At 40.7% G+C, this 21,850-nt stretch carries 20 protein-coding genes; 12 read left to right on the top strand and 8 right to left on the bottom strand.

All coding sequences use genetic code 11. The annotated features are described in order from the left end of the window. The first annotated feature begins 69 nt into the window (after positions 1 to 69). Both HWV02_RS03975 and HWV02_RS03970 read left to right on the top strand, forming a co-directional pair. On the top strand, positions 70 to 999 hold the full coding sequence (locus HWV02_RS03975; protein WP_211689757.1) for a DMT family transporter: 930 nt from the start codon (positions 70 to 72) through the stop codon (positions 997 to 999). Positions 1,000 to 1,057: 58 nt separating this feature from the next. After that, the gene (locus tag HWV02_RS03970; protein WP_211689756.1) at positions 1,058 to 2,347 is read left to right on the top strand and encodes an alpha/beta fold hydrolase; all 1,290 of its coding nucleotides are present in this window, start codon (positions 1,058 to 1,060) and stop codon (positions 2,345 to 2,347) included. A gap of 49 nt (positions 2,348 to 2,396) precedes the next feature. On the opposite strand, the gene dsdC is transcribed toward HWV02_RS03970, so the two are convergent. Both dsdC and dsdA read right to left on the bottom strand, forming a co-directional pair. Beyond that, positions 2,397 to 3,329, bottom strand: coding sequence for a DNA-binding transcriptional regulator DsdC (gene dsdC / locus HWV02_RS03965; RefSeq protein ID WP_211689755.1), 933 nt, complete (start codon positions 3,327 to 3,329; stop codon positions 2,397 to 2,399). 164 nt (positions 3,330 to 3,493) lie between these two features. Continuing rightward, positions 3,494 to 4,822 (bottom strand): D-serine ammonia-lyase, encoded by a 1,329-nt coding sequence (dsdA, locus tag HWV02_RS03960; protein WP_211690527.1) that lies wholly within the window; start codon positions 4,820 to 4,822, stop codon positions 3,494 to 3,496. 325 nt (positions 4,823 to 5,147) lie between these two features. Between dsdA and rsmE the strand changes: the two genes are divergently transcribed. The 6 genes from rsmE (at position 5,148) to HWV02_RS03930 (ending at position 9,305) form a co-directional block, all read left to right on the top strand. Next, on the top strand, positions 5,148 to 5,879 hold the full coding sequence (gene rsmE, locus HWV02_RS03955; protein WP_211674165.1) for a 16S rRNA (uracil(1498)-N(3))-methyltransferase: 732 nt from the start codon (positions 5,148 to 5,150) through the stop codon (positions 5,877 to 5,879). Between the two features lie 10 nt (positions 5,880 to 5,889). Next, the gene (gshB, locus tag HWV02_RS03950) at positions 5,890 to 6,843 is read left to right on the top strand and encodes a glutathione synthase (RefSeq protein WP_211689754.1); all 954 of its coding nucleotides are present in this window, start codon (positions 5,890 to 5,892) and stop codon (positions 6,841 to 6,843) included. A 119-nt stretch (positions 6,844 to 6,962) separates the two neighbouring features. Continuing rightward, entirely contained in the window at positions 6,963 to 7,544 is a 582-nt protein-coding gene (locus HWV02_RS03945) for a YqgE/AlgH family protein (RefSeq protein WP_211678548.1), read from the top strand. A gap of 25 nt (positions 7,545 to 7,569) precedes the next feature. Next, a complete protein-coding gene (gene ruvX / locus HWV02_RS03940) occupies positions 7,570 to 8,016 on the top strand; it encodes a Holliday junction resolvase RuvX (RefSeq protein ID WP_211678547.1) in 447 nt (148 codons plus the stop codon). 77 nt (positions 8,017 to 8,093) lie between these two features. Further along, positions 8,094 to 8,618 carry a DUF2937 family protein gene (locus tag HWV02_RS03935; protein ID WP_211678546.1) on the top strand — a complete coding sequence of 175 codons (525 nt, stop codon included), beginning with the start codon at positions 8,094 to 8,096 and terminating at the stop codon, positions 8,616 to 8,618. Between the two features lie 33 nt (positions 8,619 to 8,651). Then, positions 8,652 to 9,305 (top strand): short chain dehydrogenase, encoded by a 654-nt coding sequence (locus HWV02_RS03930; RefSeq protein WP_211678545.1) that lies wholly within the window; start codon positions 8,652 to 8,654, stop codon positions 9,303 to 9,305. Here the strand turns inward: HWV02_RS03930 and HWV02_RS03925 are convergent. Further along, complete coding sequence (locus HWV02_RS03925) at positions 9,302 to 10,276, bottom strand: LysR family transcriptional regulator (protein WP_211678544.1); 975 nt, start codon at positions 10,274 to 10,276, stop codon at positions 9,302 to 9,304. The genes HWV02_RS03930 and HWV02_RS03925 overlap by 4 nt on opposite strands. A 291-nt stretch (positions 10,277 to 10,567) precedes the next feature. Between HWV02_RS03925 and HWV02_RS03920 the strand changes: the two genes are divergently transcribed. Then, on the top strand, positions 10,568 to 12,163 hold the full coding sequence (locus HWV02_RS03920; protein ID WP_211678543.1) for an isocitrate lyase: 1,596 nt from the start codon (positions 10,568 to 10,570) through the stop codon (positions 12,161 to 12,163). A 126-nt stretch (positions 12,164 to 12,289) separates the two neighbouring features. Here HWV02_RS03920 and HWV02_RS03915 read toward each other — a convergent pair whose 3' ends face one another. Then, entirely contained in the window at positions 12,290 to 13,414 is a 1,125-nt protein-coding gene (locus HWV02_RS03915) for a hypothetical protein (protein ID WP_255550590.1), read from the bottom strand. Between the two features lie 423 nt (positions 13,415 to 13,837). Here HWV02_RS03915 and HWV02_RS03910 point away from each other — a divergent pair, with 423 nt between their 5' ends. Next, positions 13,838 to 14,716, top strand: a complete 879-nt coding sequence (locus tag HWV02_RS03910) for a DMT family transporter (RefSeq protein ID WP_211678541.1) — start codon at positions 13,838 to 13,840, stop codon at positions 14,714 to 14,716. 77 nt (positions 14,717 to 14,793) lie between these two features. Here HWV02_RS03910 and HWV02_RS03905 read toward each other — a convergent pair whose 3' ends face one another. Together HWV02_RS03905 and HWV02_RS03900 are read right to left on the bottom strand one after the other, a co-directional pair. Next, positions 14,794 to 15,129, bottom strand: a complete 336-nt coding sequence (locus HWV02_RS03905) for a hypothetical protein (RefSeq protein WP_211678540.1) — start codon at positions 15,127 to 15,129, stop codon at positions 14,794 to 14,796. Then, positions 15,126 to 15,449, bottom strand: a complete 324-nt coding sequence (locus HWV02_RS03900; protein WP_211689752.1) for a hypothetical protein — start codon at positions 15,447 to 15,449, stop codon at positions 15,126 to 15,128. Before HWV02_RS03900 ends, HWV02_RS03905 begins: the two co-directional genes overlap by 4 nt. 399 nt (positions 15,450 to 15,848) lie before the next feature. Here HWV02_RS03900 and HWV02_RS03895 point away from each other — a divergent pair, with 399 nt between their 5' ends. Then, entirely contained in the window at positions 15,849 to 16,742 is an 894-nt protein-coding gene (locus HWV02_RS03895) for a DMT family transporter (RefSeq protein WP_211689751.1), read from the top strand. 229 nt (positions 16,743 to 16,971) lie between these two features. On the opposite strand, the gene metC is transcribed toward HWV02_RS03895, so the two are convergent. After that, the gene (metC, locus tag HWV02_RS03890; RefSeq protein ID WP_211689750.1) at positions 16,972 to 18,156 is read right to left on the bottom strand and encodes a cystathionine beta-lyase; all 1,185 of its coding nucleotides are present in this window, start codon (positions 18,154 to 18,156) and stop codon (positions 16,972 to 16,974) included. Between the two features lie 202 nt (positions 18,157 to 18,358). Continuing rightward, positions 18,359 to 19,729: a sodium:alanine symporter family protein gene (locus tag HWV02_RS03885; RefSeq protein ID WP_211678536.1), complete on the bottom strand. Its 1,371-nt coding sequence runs from the start codon at positions 19,727 to 19,729 to the stop codon at positions 18,359 to 18,361. Positions 19,730 to 20,127: 398 nt separating this feature from the next. Between HWV02_RS03885 and HWV02_RS03880 the strand changes: the two genes are divergently transcribed. After that, a complete protein-coding gene (locus HWV02_RS03880; protein WP_211678535.1) occupies positions 20,128 to 21,828 on the top strand; it encodes a methyl-accepting chemotaxis protein in 1,701 nt (566 codons plus the stop codon). Positions 21,829 to 21,850: the final 22 nt, after the last annotated feature.

Below are 21,850 nucleotides of genomic sequence, written 5' to 3'. Positions count from 1 at the left end.
AGATGAAGGCTAGGTCAAGAAGTATCAATTAAGTGGTATTAAGCTGTCATCGTTTATTGGAGAAGGGATATGTTCCAAAGTTTTGAGAAATATAATTTGAGTCATCACGCTTTATTTAAATATAAAGAAATAATAATATTTTGTATTATCTCATCTGTGTCATCTATTTTAATGGCCGAAGCAGTTAAAACTGTCAACCCTGTAACCTCGACATTTATTACCTTTAGCCTCACAGCATTAATATTCATCCTGTTAAATATCAATAGTTTCCGACAAATTATAATGGCAAGCTTTCAACAACGACTAACCCTGTTACAGATAAACCTCACTACATTGGCAAATACCTTACTCGCATTTGTTGGGATGACTTATGTTTCTCCTTTAGTTTATGGCATTATCTTTTTTGGCTGTCTGCCATTTTTTAATAACGCATTACAGTGGCGATTATTTGCAAATAATAAATCCAGTTATACCTTTAATTTAGTATCCTGCTTAAGTGCCATTTTTATCGCTGGCTACATATCAGATCAAACAATGATAGCGAACACTCAAGGTATTAGTTATGCGTTAATATCATGCTTTTCTGCAGCACTATACATGCTCCGTTCAGAATACTTTCATCGAAAAACAGGATTAACACCCTCGCAAATTTTATCGGTGCGATTTTACCTCGTGATCTTAATTTGTGGGGGCTATGCTTTACTGCAACCCAATACATTAATACTTAACAGCAACGAATGGTTAATGCTATCCGGAGCAGCTATCACAGGTAGTGTTATTCCATTATTTCTAATGCAAGTCGCTATAAAAAAATTAGGAGCGGCTGTCACAGCGCAATTCATGCCATCTATTCCTGTACTTTGTATGACATTTTTAACGGCATTAGGCATCGCACAATTTTCAGGATTAGAAATCCTTGCGATTGTTTCGTTTTCAATGCTACTCATCGCCCAAATACGCTACAAAGTACATAAACGACATGTCGCTGCTAATGCATAACGCTAATTTAAGGTTACAATACCCTATATCATTACCTTATTGCGAACAAAGGACTGCCATGAAAATTGATCTCACATTAAGCGGCTTAGTTGCACAAAAGCATACATTCACCTTGCCACTTGATTACAACAAGCCTGACGGTGACACAATTGACGTATTTGTACGTGAACTTGTTGCTCCAGATAAACAAGATCAAGACCTGCCCTATTTGGTCTATTTTCAAGGTGGTCCAGGGTTTGGTGCGGTACGTCCGATGGCAAATGGCGGCTGGATCAAGCGCGCATTACAAGAATACCGCGTATTATTACTCGATCAGCGTGGCACAGGGCTATCTTCACCAATCAGTTCGGTAAGTCTTAATCACTTAACTGCCAGTGAACAAGCGGACTACCTAAGTCATTTACGTGCAGATAATATTGTCCGTGATGCCGAAGCAATCCGAGCACAATTATCACCGTTTAATACTTGGAGCATCATCGGCCAAAGTTTTGGTGGCTTCTGTGTATTACGTTATTTAACCGCTGCGCCAGAAGGATTAACACAAGCTTTCATCACTGGTGGATTACCATCACTGACACGCCCTGCCGATGAGGTGTATCAAGCCACCTATAAACGCGTACAGGCGAAAAATAACGACTTCTTTACACGCTTTAGCGATGCGCAAGACCTTGTAGCTGCATTAGCAACACACATTACCGAGCACGATACTTACCTTGCGACAGGTGAAAAGCTAACAGTTGAAATGCTACAACTACTTGGCGTTAACCTAGGTATGGAAGAAGGCCCTGAAGCGGTTTATTACCTACTTGAACAAGCGCTTATCACTACGCAAAAAGGCACCCAAGTTAATCCTTTATTTTTAGCACAGTTCTGTCAGTTCCTTGATTACAATACCAACCCAATTTTTGCCTTACTGCATGAGTCTATCTATTGCCAGCAACAAGCATCAAACTGGGCTGCCCATCGCGTTCGTGCAGACTATGCTGAATTTAATTATCAAGCAGGCCAGCCCTTCTTATTCACTGGTGAAATGATTTATCCGTGGATGTTCGAGCAATTTAATAACTTGAAACCATTGCAAGAAGCGGCGCAACAGTTAGCTGAAAAAGAGGATTGGTCAGATCTTTACGATCTAGAGGTACTTAAAAACAACCAAGTACCGGTTGCGGCTGCAATTTATAGCGAAGATATGTATGTCGACATGCAATACAGTCTGGAAACGGTCGCCCGCGTGAACCACCTTAAATACTGGTTAACCTCAGAGTTCGAGCACAATGGTATTCGTATGGATGGTGACAAGGTGTTGAGTAAACTTATCGACTTAAATAAGGGTGTTACTCTCCGCTAATAACAGCATTGATACCACTTCTGTCTATTGGTCATATTACAAAAATCGGTTACTGCTCAGCCTGCTGCAGTAACCAGTCTAATAACACCTTCACTCTCGGGTTAGGTGTAATATTTGCGCTATATACGGCATGATATTGATATGTTGCAGGACTAATTAGTGCCGGAAAGGGTGCAATTAATTCACCACTACGTAAATGTTTATCTACCAGTCGTTTACGCCCGATTGCCAGCCCAGCATGATTAATAGCAGCAACCATCGCCAGATCTGAACGGTCAAAACTCAAACCGCGATTATAATTCACTTCAGGTATCTGATGACGTTCAGTCCATTCTAACCATTCCGCATTGTAAGCAGCTTGTGGCCATGCCTTGCAATCATGTAATAAGCTGCAGTTGCGAATATTTTCTGGCTTATCAATAAGGTCGTGTAACTCGGCATAAGCAGGAGAACAGACGGGCGTAACCTCCTCTGACATCAATTCGATATTCGATAATCCAGGAAAGGGACCTGATGTATAATAAAGAGCCACATCGATAAATTGAGTATGAAAATTAATATCATCATTACCGGTAAGAATATCCAACTGAATAGCCGGATATTGGCGATGAAAATCATGTATCCGAGGCACTAGCCAACACAGTGAAATAGAAGGGCGGGCGTAAATTGTCAAACGACCTGATAACTCATTGCTGCGAATATCATTTAACTCTTCATCCAGTGAGTTAAACAGTCGCTCGCAACTACGGCATAACCTCGCGCCCTCCCCCGTCAATTTCAACTGTTTATGCAAACGATGAAACAGCTTAAAGCCGAGTTCTTGTTCCAGCTTGGCAATACGATGACTGACCGCGCTGGGAGTAAGAAAAAGCACCTCAGCCGCTTGCGTGAATGAACCGTACTGCGCAGCTTTGACAAAGGTATCTAGATTAGCTAATTGGCTACCGCTAAATTGTTTATGACTGCCGAATGTTAATTCCATAACTTAATACCCAAACTCCTTCAAAATGCTATATCAGAGACTCGCTGGGATATCAAAACAAGGCACAATATGCAGATAATGGTATTCCATTTTAAAATATCATTTTCAAATATTGTAACGCAGTACAGTTATTCGAGCGAGCCTCCCGTAGCGCAAGCGAAGAATCAATGTTTAGATTGCTGTAAGTAGGCTGTCATTTCCTGCTCTGGCACCATTCCGCCGCCAGTTGCCCACACCAAATGCGTTGCATTCGCCAAACTATCACTAAGTTGCATCCGCTCAAGATAATCAGAGTTGGTGACCACATGCATAATACCCGGCATACCAGCCAACGCAGAAGGTTCAAGCTTAAGCTGCTCAGTATCATGGAGCATCCCTAGTAACTGATACATGTCAGCATCTGTTAACGTAATATAGCCATCTAACATCCGCTCCATTGCTTTACCAATAAAACCCGAAGCACGTCCAACAGCAAGGCCGTCAGCTGCCGTGATATTATCAATACCGAGATCTTGAACCGAGATCTGGTCATGCAGTCCAGTATAAACACCAAGTAGCATACACGGCGAATGCGTCGGTTCGGCAAATATACAATGTACACTGTCGCCAAAAGCCAGCTTAAGACCAAAAGCAACGCCGCCTGGGCCACCACCCACACCACAAGGCAGATAAACAAAGAGCGGATGCTCGGCATCAACAATGATATTTTGCTCAATAAACTGCTGCTTTAACCGCTCTCCGGCAACCGCATAACCCAAGAACAACGACGTAGAGTTTTCATCATCAACAAAATGACAGAACGGATCTTGTAACGCTTCTTCACGTCCGCGTTCGACCGCTATACTGTAGTCAGATTCATATTCAATCACATTGACGCCATGACTTCGCAGGCGGTCCTTTTTCCACTGCCGCGCATCCGCAGACATGTGCACACTGACCTGAAACCCGAGACTGGCACCTATAATGCCAATAGATAAACCTAAGTTTCCGGTTGAGCCAACAGCAATTTTATACTGGCTGAAAAATACCTTAAATTGTGCTGAATTAATTTTACTATAGTCATCTTCTAAACGAAGTAGACCAGCTGAAATTGCCAGTTTTTCGGCATGTTGCAGAATCTCATAAATGCCACCCCTCGCTTTAATTGACCCCGATATCGGTAATTGAGAGTCTAACTTGATCATCATCCGACCTGGTAATGATGTCTGATAGTAATTGCCCAGCGCCGCTTGCATCGCCGGAATCGTCCGCACCGGTGATTCAATAATACCGTTACTCTGTTGTGTTTCAGGAAATGCCTGACAAAAGAAAGGCGCAAAACGCAGTAGACGTTCACTCGCGTCCTGTACATCCACAGCAGTTAAGCCAACATATGGTAAGGCTTCTTCATAACTCGTCACTTTGGGATTAAACCAACTCAGAGGTTTAAGATTTATCAGCGATTCCAACAATGGAAATTCATTTATTAATTGTATGTTCCGAGTCTTATTCATCATATGCCTTAACTAAACAGTAAAATAAATAGTAAAACACTATCCGTAACAGTGCCAATATAGGACCTTAAAGCTGTCACTTGCACGCTTCAATAACTTATTCGTTTCAAGATAATGAGTATGCATCGACCGTGCTTAAACGAACAAAGGATCAATTTTTAACCTTAGGATGAATCTGACGATGCCAGTAATGAGACCAAGATCACCTTGGCTTATTACCGCACCAAACAACTTTTTTATTTCTTAGCAGATAAATTTCATCAGCAAATTAAAAAAGTGGGTATAATCATTTTATTAACTACATATTTAAATAAAGGTACACAGCATGCGTCATCCTCGCATCTTCGAATCCGGCGAACTAATCGTGGGTTCTAGCTTTGAATTATCACCAGACGGCGCAGGCCACGTTGGTCGTGTGTTACGTATGACTACAGGTGACACGCTAACTTTATTTAACGGTAAAGGTGGCCAATACCAAGCCACAATTGAACAAACCACGAAAAAATCAGTGACAGTTCAGATTGACGAATTCCAAGATATTAACAGTGAATCACCACTTAAGATCCACCTTGGTCAAGCGATCTCACGCGGTGATAAAATGGATTTCACGATCCAAAAATCTGTCGAGTTGGGTGTAACAACTATCACGCCACTCTTTAGTGAACGTTGTGGTGTTAAACTCTCTGGTGAACGTTTAGAGAAAAAAATACAGCAATGGCAAAAAATTGTCATTTCTGCGTGCGAACAAAGTGGCCGTAATTACGTACCGCAAGTACTAGCACCAAAACAGTTAAAAGACTGGGCGGCAGAAGAAACAACAGAACTCAAATTGAACCTGCACCCACGCGCAAAATACAGCATTAATACCTTACCCGAGCCTAAAAATGGCGTGCGTTTGTTAATTGGTCCTGAAGGCGGTTTATCTGCGGATGAAATTAGCATGACAGAACAATTTAACTTTGAAGAAACGTTATTAGGTCCTCGAGTATTACGAACAGAAACAGCAGCATTAACGGCGATCACCGCATTACAATGCCGCTTTGGCGATTTAGGATAGGATAAAGAATATGACAATTAAACTTGGCATCGTGATGGATCCAATTGCAGACATCAACATTAAAAAAGATTCTAGCTTTGCAATGTTAATGGAAGCGCAAAACCGTGGTTACGAACTTTTCTACATGGAAATGCAAGATCTGTTTATGCTTGAAGGCCGTGCATATGCTGCGTCCCGTTCATTGAAAGTACAACAAGATCCAGCTAATTGGTACGAGTTAGGTGAAGAAACAAATCACCTATTATCCGATCTTGATGTGGTATTAATGCGTAAAGATCCTCCGTTCGATACTGAATTCGTTTACGCAACTTACATGCTTGAGCGTGCTGAAGACGAAGGCACATTAATCGTTAACAAACCGCAAAGTCTACGTGATGCCAATGAAAAACTATACACAGCATGGTTTAGCGAATTCACGCCAACAACATTAGTAACACGTCGTAAAGACAAATTACGTGCATTCCATAAAGAACACAAAGATGTGATCTTAAAACCGCTTGATGGTATGGGTGGCGCATCAATCTTCCGTCTTAACGAACAAGATAAAAACGTCAGCGTGATCATCGAAACACTGACTGAACATGAAACACGTTACTGCATGGCACAAAAATTTATTCCTGATATTAAAGATGGCGACAAACGTATCTTAGTTATTGATGGCGAACCGGTACCATATTGCCTAGCCCGTATCCCAGCAAGTGGTGAAACGCGCGGTAATATCGCAGCTGGCGGTCGTGGTGTTGCACGCCCATTATCAGAAAGTGATTGGAAGATTGCCAAAACATTAGGGCCTAAATTAAAAGAAAAAGGCTTAATTTTTGTTGGTCTAGACGTGATTGGTGACAAGCTTACTGAAATCAATGTAACAAGCCCAACTTGTATCCGCGAAATCGAAGCAGCCTATGACGTAAGCATCACAGGTATGTTGATGGATGCGATTGAAGCACGTTTAAAGAAAAATTAATTTACCTGCCCACGCGTAAATGAAGAATAAAATAAATCATAGCTTATAATCAATTTAACCAATTAAGCTATGATTTTCTGCCATAATAACATTCACAGCTAACAATAAAAGATAGGCCTATGGACTCTTTGCAAGATCACTTCCTTATCGCGATGCCGAGCATGAAAGATGGTATTTTCGAACGCTCTGTTATCTATATTTGTGAACATAACAACGAAGGTGCGATGGGGATCATCATCAACCTTCCCGTCAATATTTCTGTCGACGAGTTATTATCACAAACAGTCGAAGCTGATCTAGACGATGAGACAGCCTCCCCTGCCGAGCCTAAAACAGTCATCGATGATCTGGTATTTAAAGGGGGTCCTGTATCTGAAGACCGTGGTTTTGTATTGCATACAGCCTATCCTGGTTTTAGCTCGAGCTTACAAATCAATGATGAATTAATGATCACCTCATCATTAGATGTATTAGCAACACTTGGCACTAAAAAACAACCCGAAAATTATATTGTTGCGTTAGGCTATTCAGGCTGGACGAAAGGGCAGTTAGAACAAGAAATTGCCGACAACAGTTGGTTAACTATTAACGCTGACGAAAATATTTTATTTAAAGTGCCTGTGCATAAACGTTGGGAACAGGCCGTGCAAAAAATAGGTATCGACGTCAGCCAATTATCGAGTCAGGTAGGTCATTCTTAATATTAAGAGCCCTACGGAGGAAAATATGAGTAATGCAGAAAACGGAAAAAGAACCCTGCTTGGTTTTGATTTCGGAACAAAAAGTATTGGTATCGCTGTTGGTCAAGAAATCACCGGAACAGCGCGGCCACTTGTGGCTTTTAAAGCCAATGATGGCATCCCAGACTGGGATTTAATTGAACAACAGATTAAAGAGTGGCAGCCCGATCTTGTGATCGTAGGTAAACCTCTCAACATGGATGGTACCGAGCAAGACATCACCAAACGTGCGATTAAATTTGCCAATCGTTTAACAGGCCGTTTTAATGTTAAAACAGAAATGCATGACGAACGTCTAACGACAAAAGATGCCAAAGCACGTTTGTTTGAAGAAGGTGGTTTTAAAGCCCTGCAAAAAGGCGCCATTGACAGTGCGTCAGCGATGGTGATCTTAGAAGGGTGGATGGAATCGCAATATGGCGCAGAGTTATAACGGTAAATAGCTATAATTTGTAAGCACGACTCTGTAGAGATTAACAGAGTCTAATCATCGCAAAGGACGCGCGCAATATGACGTTTATTCATGGTTTACTACAACGCTTATTATTTACCATTGGCGTCATGTTATTTATGCAGTTTCCGCAATTTATTGATCAATACAGCCAGCAACTTTCCGGTTATTACCTTGCCCAACAAAACCAGCTACAACAATTTCAATTAATTGCCGATACCAACTTTAATGGTCAGCTCGATACACTCATTGCCGATTTTAAATCCAGCCCTTCAGCGGCTGTTCAGCAAGTTGGTAAGCAAGTGCTCACATTACAGCAATCATTACCTGAATTAGCGACCGACTTGGTGACCCTTACAGAAGGTAGTTATATAAATAAGCTCACTTATTTTGTTACTCGCATCGACAGTAAATTAGCTGAAAATACCTTATCGCTTTTCACACCAGGCATACCATTAAGCCAAGCGGCAATAGTAACAGGGTTAGTTGGCGGGATAACGCTAAACGTATTTTGGCTATTCAGTTTAAAACTATTAACGCTAATGTTTACCCGCTTTTATATTCTCGGTAATAAACCTACTTAGCAGTGTTGTAGAACTATAGATTAAGGAATTATCATGAAAAATGTCATTATCGTCGGCGCGACAGGGGCAACAGGCAGCCAATTAATGCAGCAGTTACTCAATGATATGGCGGTTGAGAATATCTATGTCGTACATTATCGACCGACACCGTTCGAGCATCAAAATAAAGTGACGGAAATCATTATCGATTTAGCTAATTTTAATGATTTGTCTATTAATGTGGACATTGACAGTGCTTATTGTTGCCTCGGTACAACACGTAAAAAAGCGGGTTCATTAGCCGCATTTAGGCAAGTAGATAAAGACTATATTGTTAACTTTGGCACTTGGGTAGCAAATAATACTAAAGCACAATTACATGTCATTAGCGCTATCGGTGCCAATGCTAAGTCTGCAAGTAGTTATTTACAAACTAAAGGTGAGGCAGAGCTGTTATTACGTCAGTTACCACTCTCAGCCCTATATCTTTATCAACCGACCCTATTACACGGTAAACGTGATGAGTTTAGATTAATGGAAGCTATTGCTTATTACCCACTGGCCGTATTATCCCTCTTTCCCATGACCCTGTTAAAGCAACAAAAGCCGATAAGCATCTCCCAACTTGCTAATGCGATGTACCAATTAAGCCAGCAAGTAACAAGTGGCCATCACGTAATCAGTAGCTTAGAGATCCAGCAATATTAATCGCGCCTATTCGTTATCAGCGCCGACTCATTATCAGCACGCAGTTCCGTTGCCGCTTCAAGCACCAGCTGGCGGAACCAAATGTGGCTAGCGTCATGATGCAGTAACGGACTCCAGATCATTTTCAATTCAATATTAGGGATCGGGAATGGTGGTTCAAGTAAAGTATAATTACTGTTACTTTTATGAATGAGCGCAGCCTGAGTCGGTAATGTCGCGATGAGCTCATCTTGCAACGCCAGTTGCATCGCAACATTATAATTACGCGTGAATACTGTAATATCACGTTTCTTACCTAAACGATTAAGTGCTTCATCTACCCAACCTAACTTTTGTACATCATGTGGATTCATCCCGACACCGACGCCAAAACCAGTCTTAGATACCCATACATGTTTTGATGCTAAATAGTGATTCAAATTAAATTTATTTACGATCGGATTATCCGCATTCATCATGCAAGTAAATGAATCATGCCATAAGGTTTTTTGATAAAACGATTGCGGTAATTCATCAAACCGGTTAATCGCCATATCAATCTTGCCTTCCTCGACATCATGGAAGGTCACGTCAGAGGGGGTCATAATATCCACGGTCATATTGGGAGCCACTTTACTTAGCTTACTCAGTAAACGTGGGATCAAGGTTGATTCGGCATAATCACTGGCCATAATACGAAAAACCCGATGACTATTTTGATCAAACTCTTTTTCTTCTTGTAAGGCTTCTTCTAGTTCCAGCAATAATTTTCTGATCACAGGGGCTAATTTACGTGCTTTTTCAGTCGGAGTCATACCGCCAGAGGTACGCACTAAAACAGGATCGTCAAGCAGAGTACGTAATCGACGCAAGCCATTACTCATTGCTGGCTGGGTAATATTAAGCATACTTGCAGCACGAGTTACGTTTTTTTCACGCAACAAAACATCGAAGTAAATCAATAAATTAAGATCGATACCTGATATATTCATAAAATAAATACCCACAACAATAAAAGTAATAAAACAATGCTAACTCAATGGCATAGCAACTTACATTAAAGAAAATTCAATCATATTGAACAACTATAACCAGAATACACCATAAATAAGATAAATTAACAGTCATATATATTCACAGTGTGAATGCTGACTATAGAAAATATAAACTAACTAAATATTAATTGAGCGTTTAATATTAACTCATCAAAACGCAAACGAATAAAAGGCTTTAATCGCTGCGTTTCAATTTAATAATCACTTGATCACTGTAAAGGATTTGCTATGTCAACATACAACAATGATATCGATTCAGTTTCTACGTTAAAAGCTGAACAAGGTTCTAAATGGGCTGCTATTAACCCTGAATATACAGCGCGTATGCGTGCTCAAAACCGTTTCAAAACGGGCCTTGAAATTGCACAATACACAGCTGATATTATGCGCGCTGATATGGAAAACTACGATAATGATTCTTCATTGTACACGCAATCTTTAGGTTGCTGGCATGGTTTTATCGGTCAACAAAAAATGATCTCTATCAAGAAGCATTTTGAAAACAATACTGACCGTCGTTACCTTTACCTATCTGGTTGGATGGTTGCAGCACTGCGCTCTGAGTTTGGTCCACTGCCTGACCAATCAATGCATGAAAAAACATCTGTTGCAGCATTAATTGAAGAACTATACACCTTCCTTCGCCAAGCTGACGCACGCGAATTAGGTGGTTTATTCCGCGAACTAGACGCAGCAAGAGATGCAGGTGACTCAGCTAAAGTTGCTGAAACACAAGACAAGATTGACAATCACGTGACTCACGTTGTGCCAATCATTGCTGATATCGATGCTGGTTTTGGTAACGCAGAAGCAACTTACCTACTTGCTAAAAAAATGATTGAAGCCGGTGCATGTTGTATCCAAATCGAAAACCAAGTATCTGATGAAAAACAATGTGGTCACCAAGACGGTAAAGTAACCGTGCCACACGAAGATTTCCTTGCGAAAATCAATGCCGTTCGTTACGCATTCCTAGAGCTAGGTATCGATAATGGTGTGATTGTTGCGCGTACTGACTCACTCGGTGCAGGTCTAACAAAACAAATCGCTGTAACGAATGAACCAGGTGACCTTGGTGATCAATATAATTCGTTCCTTGATTGTGATGAGATCTCAGAAGCAGAGCTAGGCAATGGCGATGTTATTCTTAAGAAAGACGGTAAATTATTACGTCCTAAACGTCTACCAAGTAACTTATTCCAATTTAAACAAGGTACAGGTGAAGCACGTTGCGTACTTGACTGCATCACGTCTCTACAAGGCGGTGCTGACTTATTATGGATTGAAACTGAGAAACCACACGTTGGTCAAATCGGCGCAATGGTTGATGAGATCCGTAAAGTGGTACCAAATGCAAAACTTGTTTACAACAATTCGCCATCATTCAACTGGACACTAAACTTCCGCCAGCAAATATTTGATATCTTGCTTGAAGAAGGTAAAGACGTTTCAGCTTATGATCGCGCAGATCTAATGAACGAGAAATACGATAGCACGGAATTAGCAATTCAGGCTGATGAGAAGATCCGTACATTCCAAGCTGATTCAGCACGTGAAGCCGGTATCTTCCACCACCTAATCACGCTACCAACTTACCATACAGCGGCGCTATCAACTGATAACTTAGCAAAAGAATACTTCGGTGATGAGGGCATGCTGGGCTACGTTAAAGGTGTTCAACGTAAAGAGATCCGTCAATCGATTGCTTGTGTTAAGCACCAAAACATGGCTGGTTCTGATATGGGCGATGACCATAAAGAATACTTTGCCGGTGATGCAGCACTGAAAGCAGGCGGTAAAGATAACACGATGAACCAGTTCTAATTTAGAACTTCATTAGAAATCTTCTTATCAGTTAAATAAGAATATGAGTTAATATGAAAAAACCAGCTTCGGCTGGTTTTTGCGTTTTAGCGATAAGCTAATAATCTTGGGTTGAGGCGACCAAGTTTATTTATCTTTCAGCAGTAATATACGCGCTTCAAAATAATCAGGGAAGGTACGATAAGTATTAATATAGTCATCCCAGTTTTTGAAGTAGCCACCGAGATAATCCAGCTGATATTGGTTGTTTTCAAAAGCTCCGCCCGTATCCGCTAATACCGTTAATCGACTTTCTCCATTGTGAGTGAGCATGATCAGTTTACCTAATCCTAGGTGTGCTAGATCACCAGCAACAGTCACCAAAGGGTACACCGGGATCTTATAACTGGCATCTTTACCATAACCCATCACCGAATCGGTTTTCTTAAAATACCAATAACGTCTTTGCTGTTCTTTTTTCAAGTTACGTTGATAACCGATGCCATTATTACGATGGACATTAAAAAACTGATTGGTAACGCCATTATCATGGTCGGCGGCAATATCGACTTTTACTGTACCCTGCATTAATGAATCTTCTAGGTCATAACGCGACAACCACACCATAGGCTCTGCTAAATTATCTTTATCTAAAATACCCGTTAACACATCTTGTTTAGTCAGTTTATGGCGAGTTAAATTCTGGTCAGCATTGCCCTGCTCTAGTGTTAACCCTTTTTCATCATTTGGTAGCGCATATAACGCATAAGGGGTTTCAGCTGTTTTTTTGGCACTGCCTTTCGCGAGTTTAATATAATATTTGGTCAGTAAAATTTGATCATCAGGGATATTTTTCAACAGCGGTTTATTTTTGGCAAAGCCCTGCGCTTGTTTTTTATCTGGCATCCAACGGATCACATCAAAGTGCTGAGCTATAAATTCAGCATCCATCAGACGGCTCGGGGATCCAGATAGTTCATCCTCTTGCTGCACTTGGCAAATAAAATTAAGGGTGCGCTTTACTCTTTCTAAATCGCCACCAAATTGCGCAGTCATGCCTGCGGTAATAATACCAGGGTCGTAATCTTCACCTAGGGCAAGATAATCAGCCGTGCCTTTAGCCACACTGCAGAGCTCGGCGGTCGATGGCGTCACCATTTTACCAATCGCAGGCTCGACTTCTAACTGATAAATAGGATTTGTAGCCACATTAGCAACCGTGTTAAAGGCCACCAGTAGGGTAAAAGGTAATAAAGTACTCAATTTCATCATTTTAACGATCTCGATATTCGAAGATAAACAGCTAATATTAATCATAACAACGACAAATATACCAGTACTCTCGAGTTATATACCCAAGTTAGTTCAAGATGCTATATCAGAGACATTGCAACGCTGTGCTGTTATTCCTGCTCGCCTCCCGTAGGGCAAGCCGAAAGAATGAATCTTCGGCGTTATGAAGTCTTGATTTAGAATAACTAAATCCTCAACGTCATGCCTTAAATATCCTCTCCTTTCGGTTTACTGATTGTGCATCTTGAAGTAGCTTGGGTATGAGTGCTCATTTATTACTCTGACGTAAAGCAAACAGGCAAGTTTTAAACACAAGTCTGTCATGTCAATACAGCAAAATATAAACTCTAGTTACTATGTTCGGCAATAATTCTACTTACATCTATTAATTAAGGTAAAGGAATGCATTTTTTAATCATTACAAATTTAGTATGGGCTTTTTCGTTTAGCCTTATCGGGGTTTATCTAGCGGGTCAGGTTGATGCTTGGTTCTCGGTATTATTCCGTATTGGTTTAGCCATGTTGGTATTCATCCCATTCTTAAAGCTAGGTAATTTATCACGTAGTACGATTGTAAAAGTCATGGCTATTGGTGCTTGCCAACTGGGTATTATGTACGGATTTTATTATCAATCATTCCTACTCTTATCAGTGCCTGAGGTATTACTGTTTACCGTATTTACCCCGATTTACGTGACCTTAATTGATGACCTATTACATTCTCGTTTCAACCCTTGGTATTTAGGTACTGCGATCATTGCAGTATTGGGGGCGGTGGTAATTAAATACGCCGGTATTAACGAAGGTTTCGTGGTTGGCTTCCTTGTTGTACAAGGCGCGAATATTGCCATGGCGATTGGTCAAGTGGCTTATAAAAAGCTATCTGAAAATGAATTAAAAGATGTTAAACATAGCGAAGTGTTCGGCCTATTCTATATTGGTGCCTTTCTTGTTGCCTGCATCGCATTTATGTTACTGGGTAGCACAGAAAAAATGCCAACAACGACAACGCAATGGGGTGTATTAACTTACCTCGGTATTATCGCGTCGGGCTTAGGTTACTTCATGTGGAATAAAGGCGCATGTTTGGTGAATGCAGGGACATTAGCCGCCATGAATAACGTGCTCGTACCGCTAGGCTTGTTGGTTAACCTGGTGATTTGGAACCGTGATGCGGACTTAGTCAAATTGGCGTTAGGCGGCGGGATTATTTTGCTATCACTGATATTTAATGAAACAGTAGTTAAACAAAAAATAAAACAAAAAGCGTTAGCGCAATAAGCTAACATTTTTAATTAAATATTCTAGGTGATTTCTGTATACAGATGATATCACCTAGAATATTAATGCAAGGGGATTTAATCTGTATTTTCAGCAATAAGCTTATCACCATTGACCAAATACAATATGTCTCCGTCCCACGCAGAATATAGAGCCTTATCACTGACATCAAAAAACGCCGTCCCGGTATAAACAAAGCTACCCTCATACCAGATATCACCACTCTCATAGAACACAGTTCCAAAATACCCACCATTTAATAACTTAACCGCAGTGTAAACTCCACCGTCAGGTCCACCAACCCATATTGCAGAGTCAGATACATTACCGGGGCGAACTTCAGGCTCATAACTGGTAACCGGCTCACAGGCTAGAAGAAATATAGAAAAAAAAGTAATAATTAACCATTTCATCGAAAGAACTCCCCAACATTTTCAATCACTAATTTATTACTCTCTGGATAAAAATCAAGATCTCGATAATCATCACGAAACTCACCAATATAGGAATTTGGTCGAGGGTCGATCATCCAAGGCGTATCTTTACCCGCTGCTTCGACAAGCCTTTTAGCGAAATGAATACAACTATTTGAAGTTAAATCATACTCTTTACGCCCTGGACTATTGTTCATCGCTTTTTGAACTATCACTCTTTGGTTTAATTTTTCAAACACAGATACAGCTTCTATAAAGACACCTTTAATTCTGGAGCCTTTACCTGCAACTTTACTCACTTTACTTAATACAGGAATAAGAGATTTAAGTTCAACGCCATCTGCACCTAGCTTAACATCTGGGACAGGAACCCTACGGACTACACCTTTTTTCTCCGGATAATCATATCGTCCATACTCATAGTATTTGGTTAAACCAGAAACTCCATTGACGATTAATATACCTGCGTGCCCAAGACCTGAAAATTTTTGACTAGATTTTGGAATAGTAAAATTATCACTTGATAATTTATCTTAACGTATATGCAGGTAGTGCTAAACATTAAAAAAGTACTAAAGTTATTATTACTTAATAGATATGTTCATGATTTTAAAATACACCGTTACTATCTGTAATATAGCGCGTAGGTCAGCTATTTTTTCTGCTACAATCGCCTTTTTATACGCAAGCAGATCGCCATGTATTTTTTACTCCCTCTATTCACAGTTATTATTTGGTCAGGTAATTCCATTGTCAATGTTTTGTCGGCCAACGTTATCTCGCCCGAAACCATCTCCTTCTATCGTTGGTTTATAGCCTTAATTACACTTACACCTTTTTTAATCAAACCGGTATGGAAAAAACGCCAAGCGATTAAACCCTATTTAACTAAATTAGCATTATTGGCATTATTGGGCATGGCGATTAACCAATCTCTCGCCTACTTTGCTGCGGCGACAACGACAGCAACACATATGACGCTGATTTTTGCCTTGGTACCGTTATTAAGCTTAATGTTTAGTGTGCCACTACTCGGGATTTCATTGACTAAAAAAGCATTGCTCGGCGCGGCTATTTCGATGACGGGTTTAGTGTATATGTTAAGCCATGGTCAAATTAGTAGCTTACTGTCTGAAGGGATTAATATCGGCGATACTTACATGCTAATTGCAGCCTGTAGCTACGCTCTATACGGGGTTCTACTCAAACGCTGGCGTTTACCGTTTAACAACTGGATTGCGCTGTATGTACAAATGGTATTTGCGGTCATTATCTTACTGCCTATACTCGCATATAACGGCCAAGTGGGCCTGAGCAGTGAATCGTTACCACTGGTATTATATGCCGCGATCCCAACATCGATATTAGCCACTTGGTTATGGATGCAGAGTATTCATTATCTTGGTGCCGATAAAAGCGCTATGTTCATGAATTTATTGCCGGTATTTACTGCAATTATGGCGACCCTCATTCTCAATGAACAACTATCAAGTGAGCAGTTCATCGGTGGTACTTTGGTATTAGCAGGGGTCAGTATGACGCAGTTTAAATCAAGAAATACTGTAAAAAAGGGCGTAACGGTTCAGTCTTAATGCTGAATTGAACGGACTGACATTTTAAATCGCATGGAAGCGAACTGTATTATCGATAATAGTATTCTCAAGTTGAAGCTCCCTCGCTTCGCGCCCGACAAGTCGGGGGAAGAAAGGGGATTCTTGTTGTCGACGGCTTAAGCATTGCAAGAATAATAGCCTTAAGCCTCTTTAAGAGTCTTTAAGCGCCTTGATTTAAATATCATTGATTATTGAAACGTAACGCGATTTAAAGTCGAGTAAAACCAGCCTCTAAATCAGCAATCAAATCTTCAACATCTTCCAAACCGATATGTAAACGTACCAATGTACCCGTGAAATCTACATCGCCAGCAGGACGGATGCGGTTAAGTTCAGACGCTTGGTTCGCTAAGATTAATGACTCATAACCGCCCCACGAATACGCCATACTGAAATGCACAAAGTTATCTAAATAATTCGCCAGCTGCTCTTTGCTCAGTTGCTCTTTAAGAATGAATGAGAATAAGCCATTACAACCCTTAAAATCACGTTTGTAGAACTCGTGCCCTTTACAGCTTGGTAATGCAGGATGATTAACACGTTCGACTTCTGGACGGGTACTTAACCAATTCGCTACTTTGATACTTGCCGCTTCATGCTGCTTTAAACGAATACCCATAGTACGTAAACCACGGCTCGCCATGTACGCTGTATCAGCATCAACCATTTGACCCATTAAGTATGACTGTTCACGTAATTGTGCCCAGCAACGTTCATTGGCAACAGCTGTACCTAGCATGTAATCAGAATGACCAATGATGTATTTTGTACCAGCTTGAATTGAAATATCAATATCGTGTTCAAAGGCTTTAAATAACACACCCGCAGCCCAGGTATTATCTATCATGATAATCACCTCTGGATTTTCCGCACGAACCGCTTTTACGATCGCAGGAATGTCTTGTACTTCCATGGTAATTGAACTTGGTGACTCTAGAAATACCACACTGGTATTCGCCTGCATTAATTCTGCAATACCTTCGCCTAACATAGGATCATAATATGTTGTCGCTACGTTCATTTTAGCTAACATGACATTACAAAAATCTTGCGTGGGTTCATAGGCAGCACTGGTCATTAAAATATGATCACCTGCGTTCACAAATGACAGAATAGAATTAGTGACAGCGGCTGCGCCACAAGGGTAAAGCGCACAACCTTCGCCACCTTCAAGTTCGGTCATCGCTTGTTGTAATGAGAAGTGAGTTTGAGTACCACGGCGGCCGTAAAACAATTCACCCTCAGCACGTTTTGCTGTTGCTGCTTTTTTAGCTTTAACTGAATCAAATACAATTGATGATGCGCGCTGAACAACGGGGTTCACTGCACCGTGTGAAAATTTTTTATCGCGTCCTGCCGAGACAAGCTGTGTCGCTAATTTATTTGAACTCATATTAATGTCTTTCCCTGCTCATTCTTATTTTTATAAAACGACTATCTATAAAAACACATTAGCGAAAGATAGAGTGACAGGCAATGAATAATATTCGTTGCGGCAGGATAAAAACAAAACCCCGGCCCAATATCCCAAAGGAAATCAAACCAGGGTTTAATCGTACATGTTAGTGATAGCTCTCTGAAGAGACTGTTACTACTTACGATTCTTTAGCAGCTTCGCCTTGCTTGGCAAAATACTCTTTCGTTAGCTTAAATACCACAGGGCTAAGTAGCGCGAGTGCGATCAAGTTAGGCAATGCCATCATTGCATTCAATGTATCAGCAAGTAGCCAAACAAAGCTCAGTGAACTTGTTGCACCAATTGGCACTGCAATGATCCACAAGATTCGGAATGGTACAATTGCTTTCACACCAAATAGATATTGCACACATTTCTCGCTGTAGAAACTCCAGCCAAGGATAGTCGTGAAAGCAAATACTGATAGCGCAATCGCTACAATGTAGTTACCCACACCAGGTAATGCACTTGCAAACGCAGCAGATGTTAATGCTGCGCCCGTATCGCCCGATGTCCAAGCGCCAGTAACTACTATCGCAAGACCCGTAATAGTACAAACGATAAGAGTATCAATAAAGGTACCTAACATAGCGATAAGACCCTGCTTAACCGGATCATTGGTTTGTGCAGCAGCATGCGCAATTGGTGCACTACCTAAACCCGCTTCGTTAGAGAACACGCCACGAGCGACACCAAAACGAATTGCAGCCCAGACAGCAGCACCAGCAAAACCACCTTGTGCAGCGACTGGTGTAAATGCACTTTCAATGATTAAGGCAAATGCAGCAGGAATTTCACTCACGTTCATGATCAGTACTACACAACCAGCACCAATATAGAAAATAGCCATTAACGGTACTAATTTACCCGCCACATCAGCGATACGCTTAACACCGCCCATCAGTACTAAACCAACCAGTACCATCATCACTAAACCAGAGGCCATTGGTGGGATACCAAAACTACTTGATAAAGCATCAGCAACTGAATTTGATTGCACTGTGTTACCAATACCAAAACCAGCAATTGAACCAAAGATAGCAAACGCAGTACCGAGCCAAGCCCATTTACTGCTTAAACCATTTTTGATGTAATACATTGGTCCACCAACGTGGTTACCATTATCATCAGTTTCACGATATTTAACTGCACATACTGCTTCTGCATACTTGGTTGCCATACCCACTAACGCAGTACACCACATCCAAAATAACGCACCCGGTCCACCTAAAAAGATAGCCGTTGCCACACCCGCAATATTACCTGTGCCAATCGTGGCAGAAAGTGATGTCATTAACGCATTAAATGGCGTGATTTCACCTTTTCCTTTGTCACCTGACGTAGTCGAACGTCCAGCCCAAAGTAACTTAAAACCAGTCCCTAACTTTAAAATAGGCATTAATTTCAACCCTAAAGATAGGAATAATCCTATCCCAAGGATCATGACGAGCATAGGTACACCCCATACCACACTATTTACCGCAGAAATAAACTCTGTTAAAGCTTCCATCAACATCCCTTCCTTAAGACTAACGATAATGTAAAACACACATTATCAGGTTATATACCCAACAAACAAATAACCATAATACCCACAACTGGTTAACATGCAACCAAATGTAGTACAGTAAAATAACAATGTATTATATTTAAAATGAAATAAGTACAACTGGAAGGCCATGAATTAATTCGCAATATTCATAAAAATCAGTCTTAACACCCTACAGAACAGGCTTCAACAAAAACAACACCCTGTGACATATAGGCCATCAACAATCTAGATAAAACAGTTAAAAAACAAAAAACAAACACTTAGTTAACAATTTGAACATGTAAATATATAAAAATAGATAAAAAGCTGACTTAATGAGATAGACAGTCATCTTTAATGGATTATAAGGTTAGGTCATGGATAATTTGAAAATGCAGAATAAATTACTACTTATTGCGATAGTTCCTATGGTTATTTCCTTGCTCGCTACATTAGCAATAATTTCTAATTTACAGACTAGCGCAGTAACAAGCATGATCCATGATCATGAATTGCTGCTACGAACAGAACGTCAAAAACAGATCAGTGATGCAGTAAAAATAACGCAAAAAATAGTGCTACGAGAAATAACTAACGCCACAGCGCAGAATAAAACCCAACAACAAATATTAGCTAACGTACGAGATATCCTTAAACACGCGCGTTATGGTGACAACAACCTTAGCTACTTTTTCATTTACGACAGTAAAGGGATCAATATCGCTGATGCAAGTAACGAAAAAAATCAAGGACAAAACCGATATTCACTGAAAGATAAAAACGGCGTTTTACTTATTCAAGAATTAATCAAAACCAGTCGGTCAGGTGGTGGGTTTGTTGAGTATGTATATCCTAAGCCAGGCACTGATACATTACAGCCTAAGTTAAGTTATGCTGCACCTATTACAGGCACAGATTGGTTTATTGGTACTGGTGTATATGTAGATGATATTGCCAATGATTTAACTATTTTTAGCCATTCTGCATGGCAACAATTTTATACACAAATAAAATTAGCAATTACGAGCGCTATCATACTCGTCATACTAACCAGTTTATTCATGCTGTGGATTGCGAAACGTCTGGCAAAACCAATTAATGACATGCTCAATACGCTCAATGATATTGCAGATGGTGAAGGTGATTTAACCCGTCGATTAGATATCAAAGGAAGTGACGAAATAGCCTTACTTGGTGGTGCATTTAATCGTTTCACCGCTAAATTACAAAATATCATCAGCGCCATGGCAGATGTCACCCATCAAGTATCAGACTCTGCCAATAACCTCAGCCAACAAACTCAAAAGACCACGGAACAACTGACGATCCATAATAATGAAACAGATCAGGTGGTCACGGCGGTTACCGAAATGAATGCAACAGCAAATGATGTGGCAGAAAACGTGATTCAAGTCGCCGATGCAACACAAATGGCGACGCAAGATTCTTTATTAGCACAAGAAAATGTCAGAACGTCTAGCACGGCCATCACAACTTTGGTTGATAACGTTGAGCAAGCTAGCGGGTACATGAGTTCCCTACATGAACAATCGCAAAAAATTGATCACGTATTACAAGTTATCGGTGCGATTGCCGATCAAACCAATTTACTCGCTCTCAATGCTGCGATTGAAGCAGCCAGAGCCGGGGAACAAGGGCGAGGTTTTGCCGTTGTCGCAGATGAAGTCCGCAGCTTAGCAAGTCGGACTCAAGAAAGTACATTAGAAATCAAGGTAATGCTCGATGGTTTACACCAATTTGTTGCCCAAGCCGTGAGCGCCATGAAAACCAGTCAAGAGACCAGTGTCCACGCGATTCAATCATCAACCCAAATCAGCGGTAGTTTATCCGCTGTCACCGATGCTGTTGATGCCATTAATCAAATGACAAACCATATTGCTACAGCCGCCACAGAACAAAGTTCGGTAACCGATGAAATTAATCGTAACATGGTTAATATCCGTGATGTGGTCGCGCAACTGCTGGCATCAAGCCATGAAACAACACAAGTATCTACCGGCTTATCTTCCGCAGGAGAACAATTAGAAACATTACTCAGCCAATTCAAACTCACATAAAATGCATACAGCAAGAATATGT

This window comes from Moritella sp. 28, from assembly GCF_018219435.1.
Lineage (GTDB): Bacteria > Pseudomonadota > Gammaproteobacteria > Enterobacterales > Moritellaceae > Moritella.
The sequence above is the reverse complement of the archived record's forward strand: the minus strand, read 5'-3'. Positions and strand labels throughout refer to the sequence as shown.

Coding starts and splice junctions, on each gene's coding strand:
- rsmE (WP_211674165.1), top strand. CDS start 5,148: ATGCGTCATCCTCGCATCTTCGAATCCGGCGAACTAATCGTGGGTTCT.
- metC (WP_211689750.1), bottom strand. CDS start 18,156: ATGAGTTCAAATAAATTAGCGACACAGCTTGTCTCGGCAGGACGCGAT.
- dsdA (WP_211690527.1), bottom strand. CDS start 4,822: ATGAATAAGACTCGGAACATACAATTAATAAATGAATTTCCATTGTTG.
- HWV02_RS03930 (WP_211678545.1), top strand. CDS start 8,652: ATGAAAAATGTCATTATCGTCGGCGCGACAGGGGCAACAGGCAGCCAA.
- HWV02_RS03925 (WP_211678544.1), bottom strand. CDS start 10,276: ATGAATATATCAGGTATCGATCTTAATTTATTGATTTACTTCGATGTT.
- HWV02_RS03915 (WP_255550590.1), bottom strand. CDS start 13,414: ATGATGAAATTGAGTACTTTATTACCTTTTACCCTACTGGTGGCCTTT.
- dsdC (WP_211689755.1), bottom strand. CDS start 3,329: ATGGAATTAACATTCGGCAGTCATAAACAATTTAGCGGTAGCCAATTA.
- gshB (WP_211689754.1), top strand. CDS start 5,890: ATGACAATTAAACTTGGCATCGTGATGGATCCAATTGCAGACATCAAC.
- HWV02_RS03895 (WP_211689751.1), top strand. CDS start 15,849: ATGTATTTTTTACTCCCTCTATTCACAGTTATTATTTGGTCAGGTAAT.
- HWV02_RS03880 (WP_211678535.1), top strand. CDS start 20,128: ATGGATAATTTGAAAATGCAGAATAAATTACTACTTATTGCGATAGTT.
- HWV02_RS03970 (WP_211689756.1), top strand. CDS start 1,058: ATGAAAATTGATCTCACATTAAGCGGCTTAGTTGCACAAAAGCATACA.
- HWV02_RS03885 (WP_211678536.1), bottom strand. CDS start 19,729: ATGGAAGCTTTAACAGAGTTTATTTCTGCGGTAAATAGTGTGGTATGG.
- HWV02_RS03945 (WP_211678548.1), top strand. CDS start 6,963: ATGGACTCTTTGCAAGATCACTTCCTTATCGCGATGCCGAGCATGAAA.
- HWV02_RS03920 (WP_211678543.1), top strand. CDS start 10,568: ATGTCAACATACAACAATGATATCGATTCAGTTTCTACGTTAAAAGCT.
- HWV02_RS03905 (WP_211678540.1), bottom strand. CDS start 15,129: ATGAAATGGTTAATTATTACTTTTTTTTCTATATTTCTTCTAGCCTGT.
- ruvX (WP_211678547.1), top strand. CDS start 7,570: ATGAGTAATGCAGAAAACGGAAAAAGAACCCTGCTTGGTTTTGATTTC.
- HWV02_RS03935 (WP_211678546.1), top strand. CDS start 8,094: ATGACGTTTATTCATGGTTTACTACAACGCTTATTATTTACCATTGGC.
- HWV02_RS03975 (WP_211689757.1), top strand. CDS start 70: ATGTTCCAAAGTTTTGAGAAATATAATTTGAGTCATCACGCTTTATTT.
- HWV02_RS03910 (WP_211678541.1), top strand. CDS start 13,838: ATGCATTTTTTAATCATTACAAATTTAGTATGGGCTTTTTCGTTTAGC.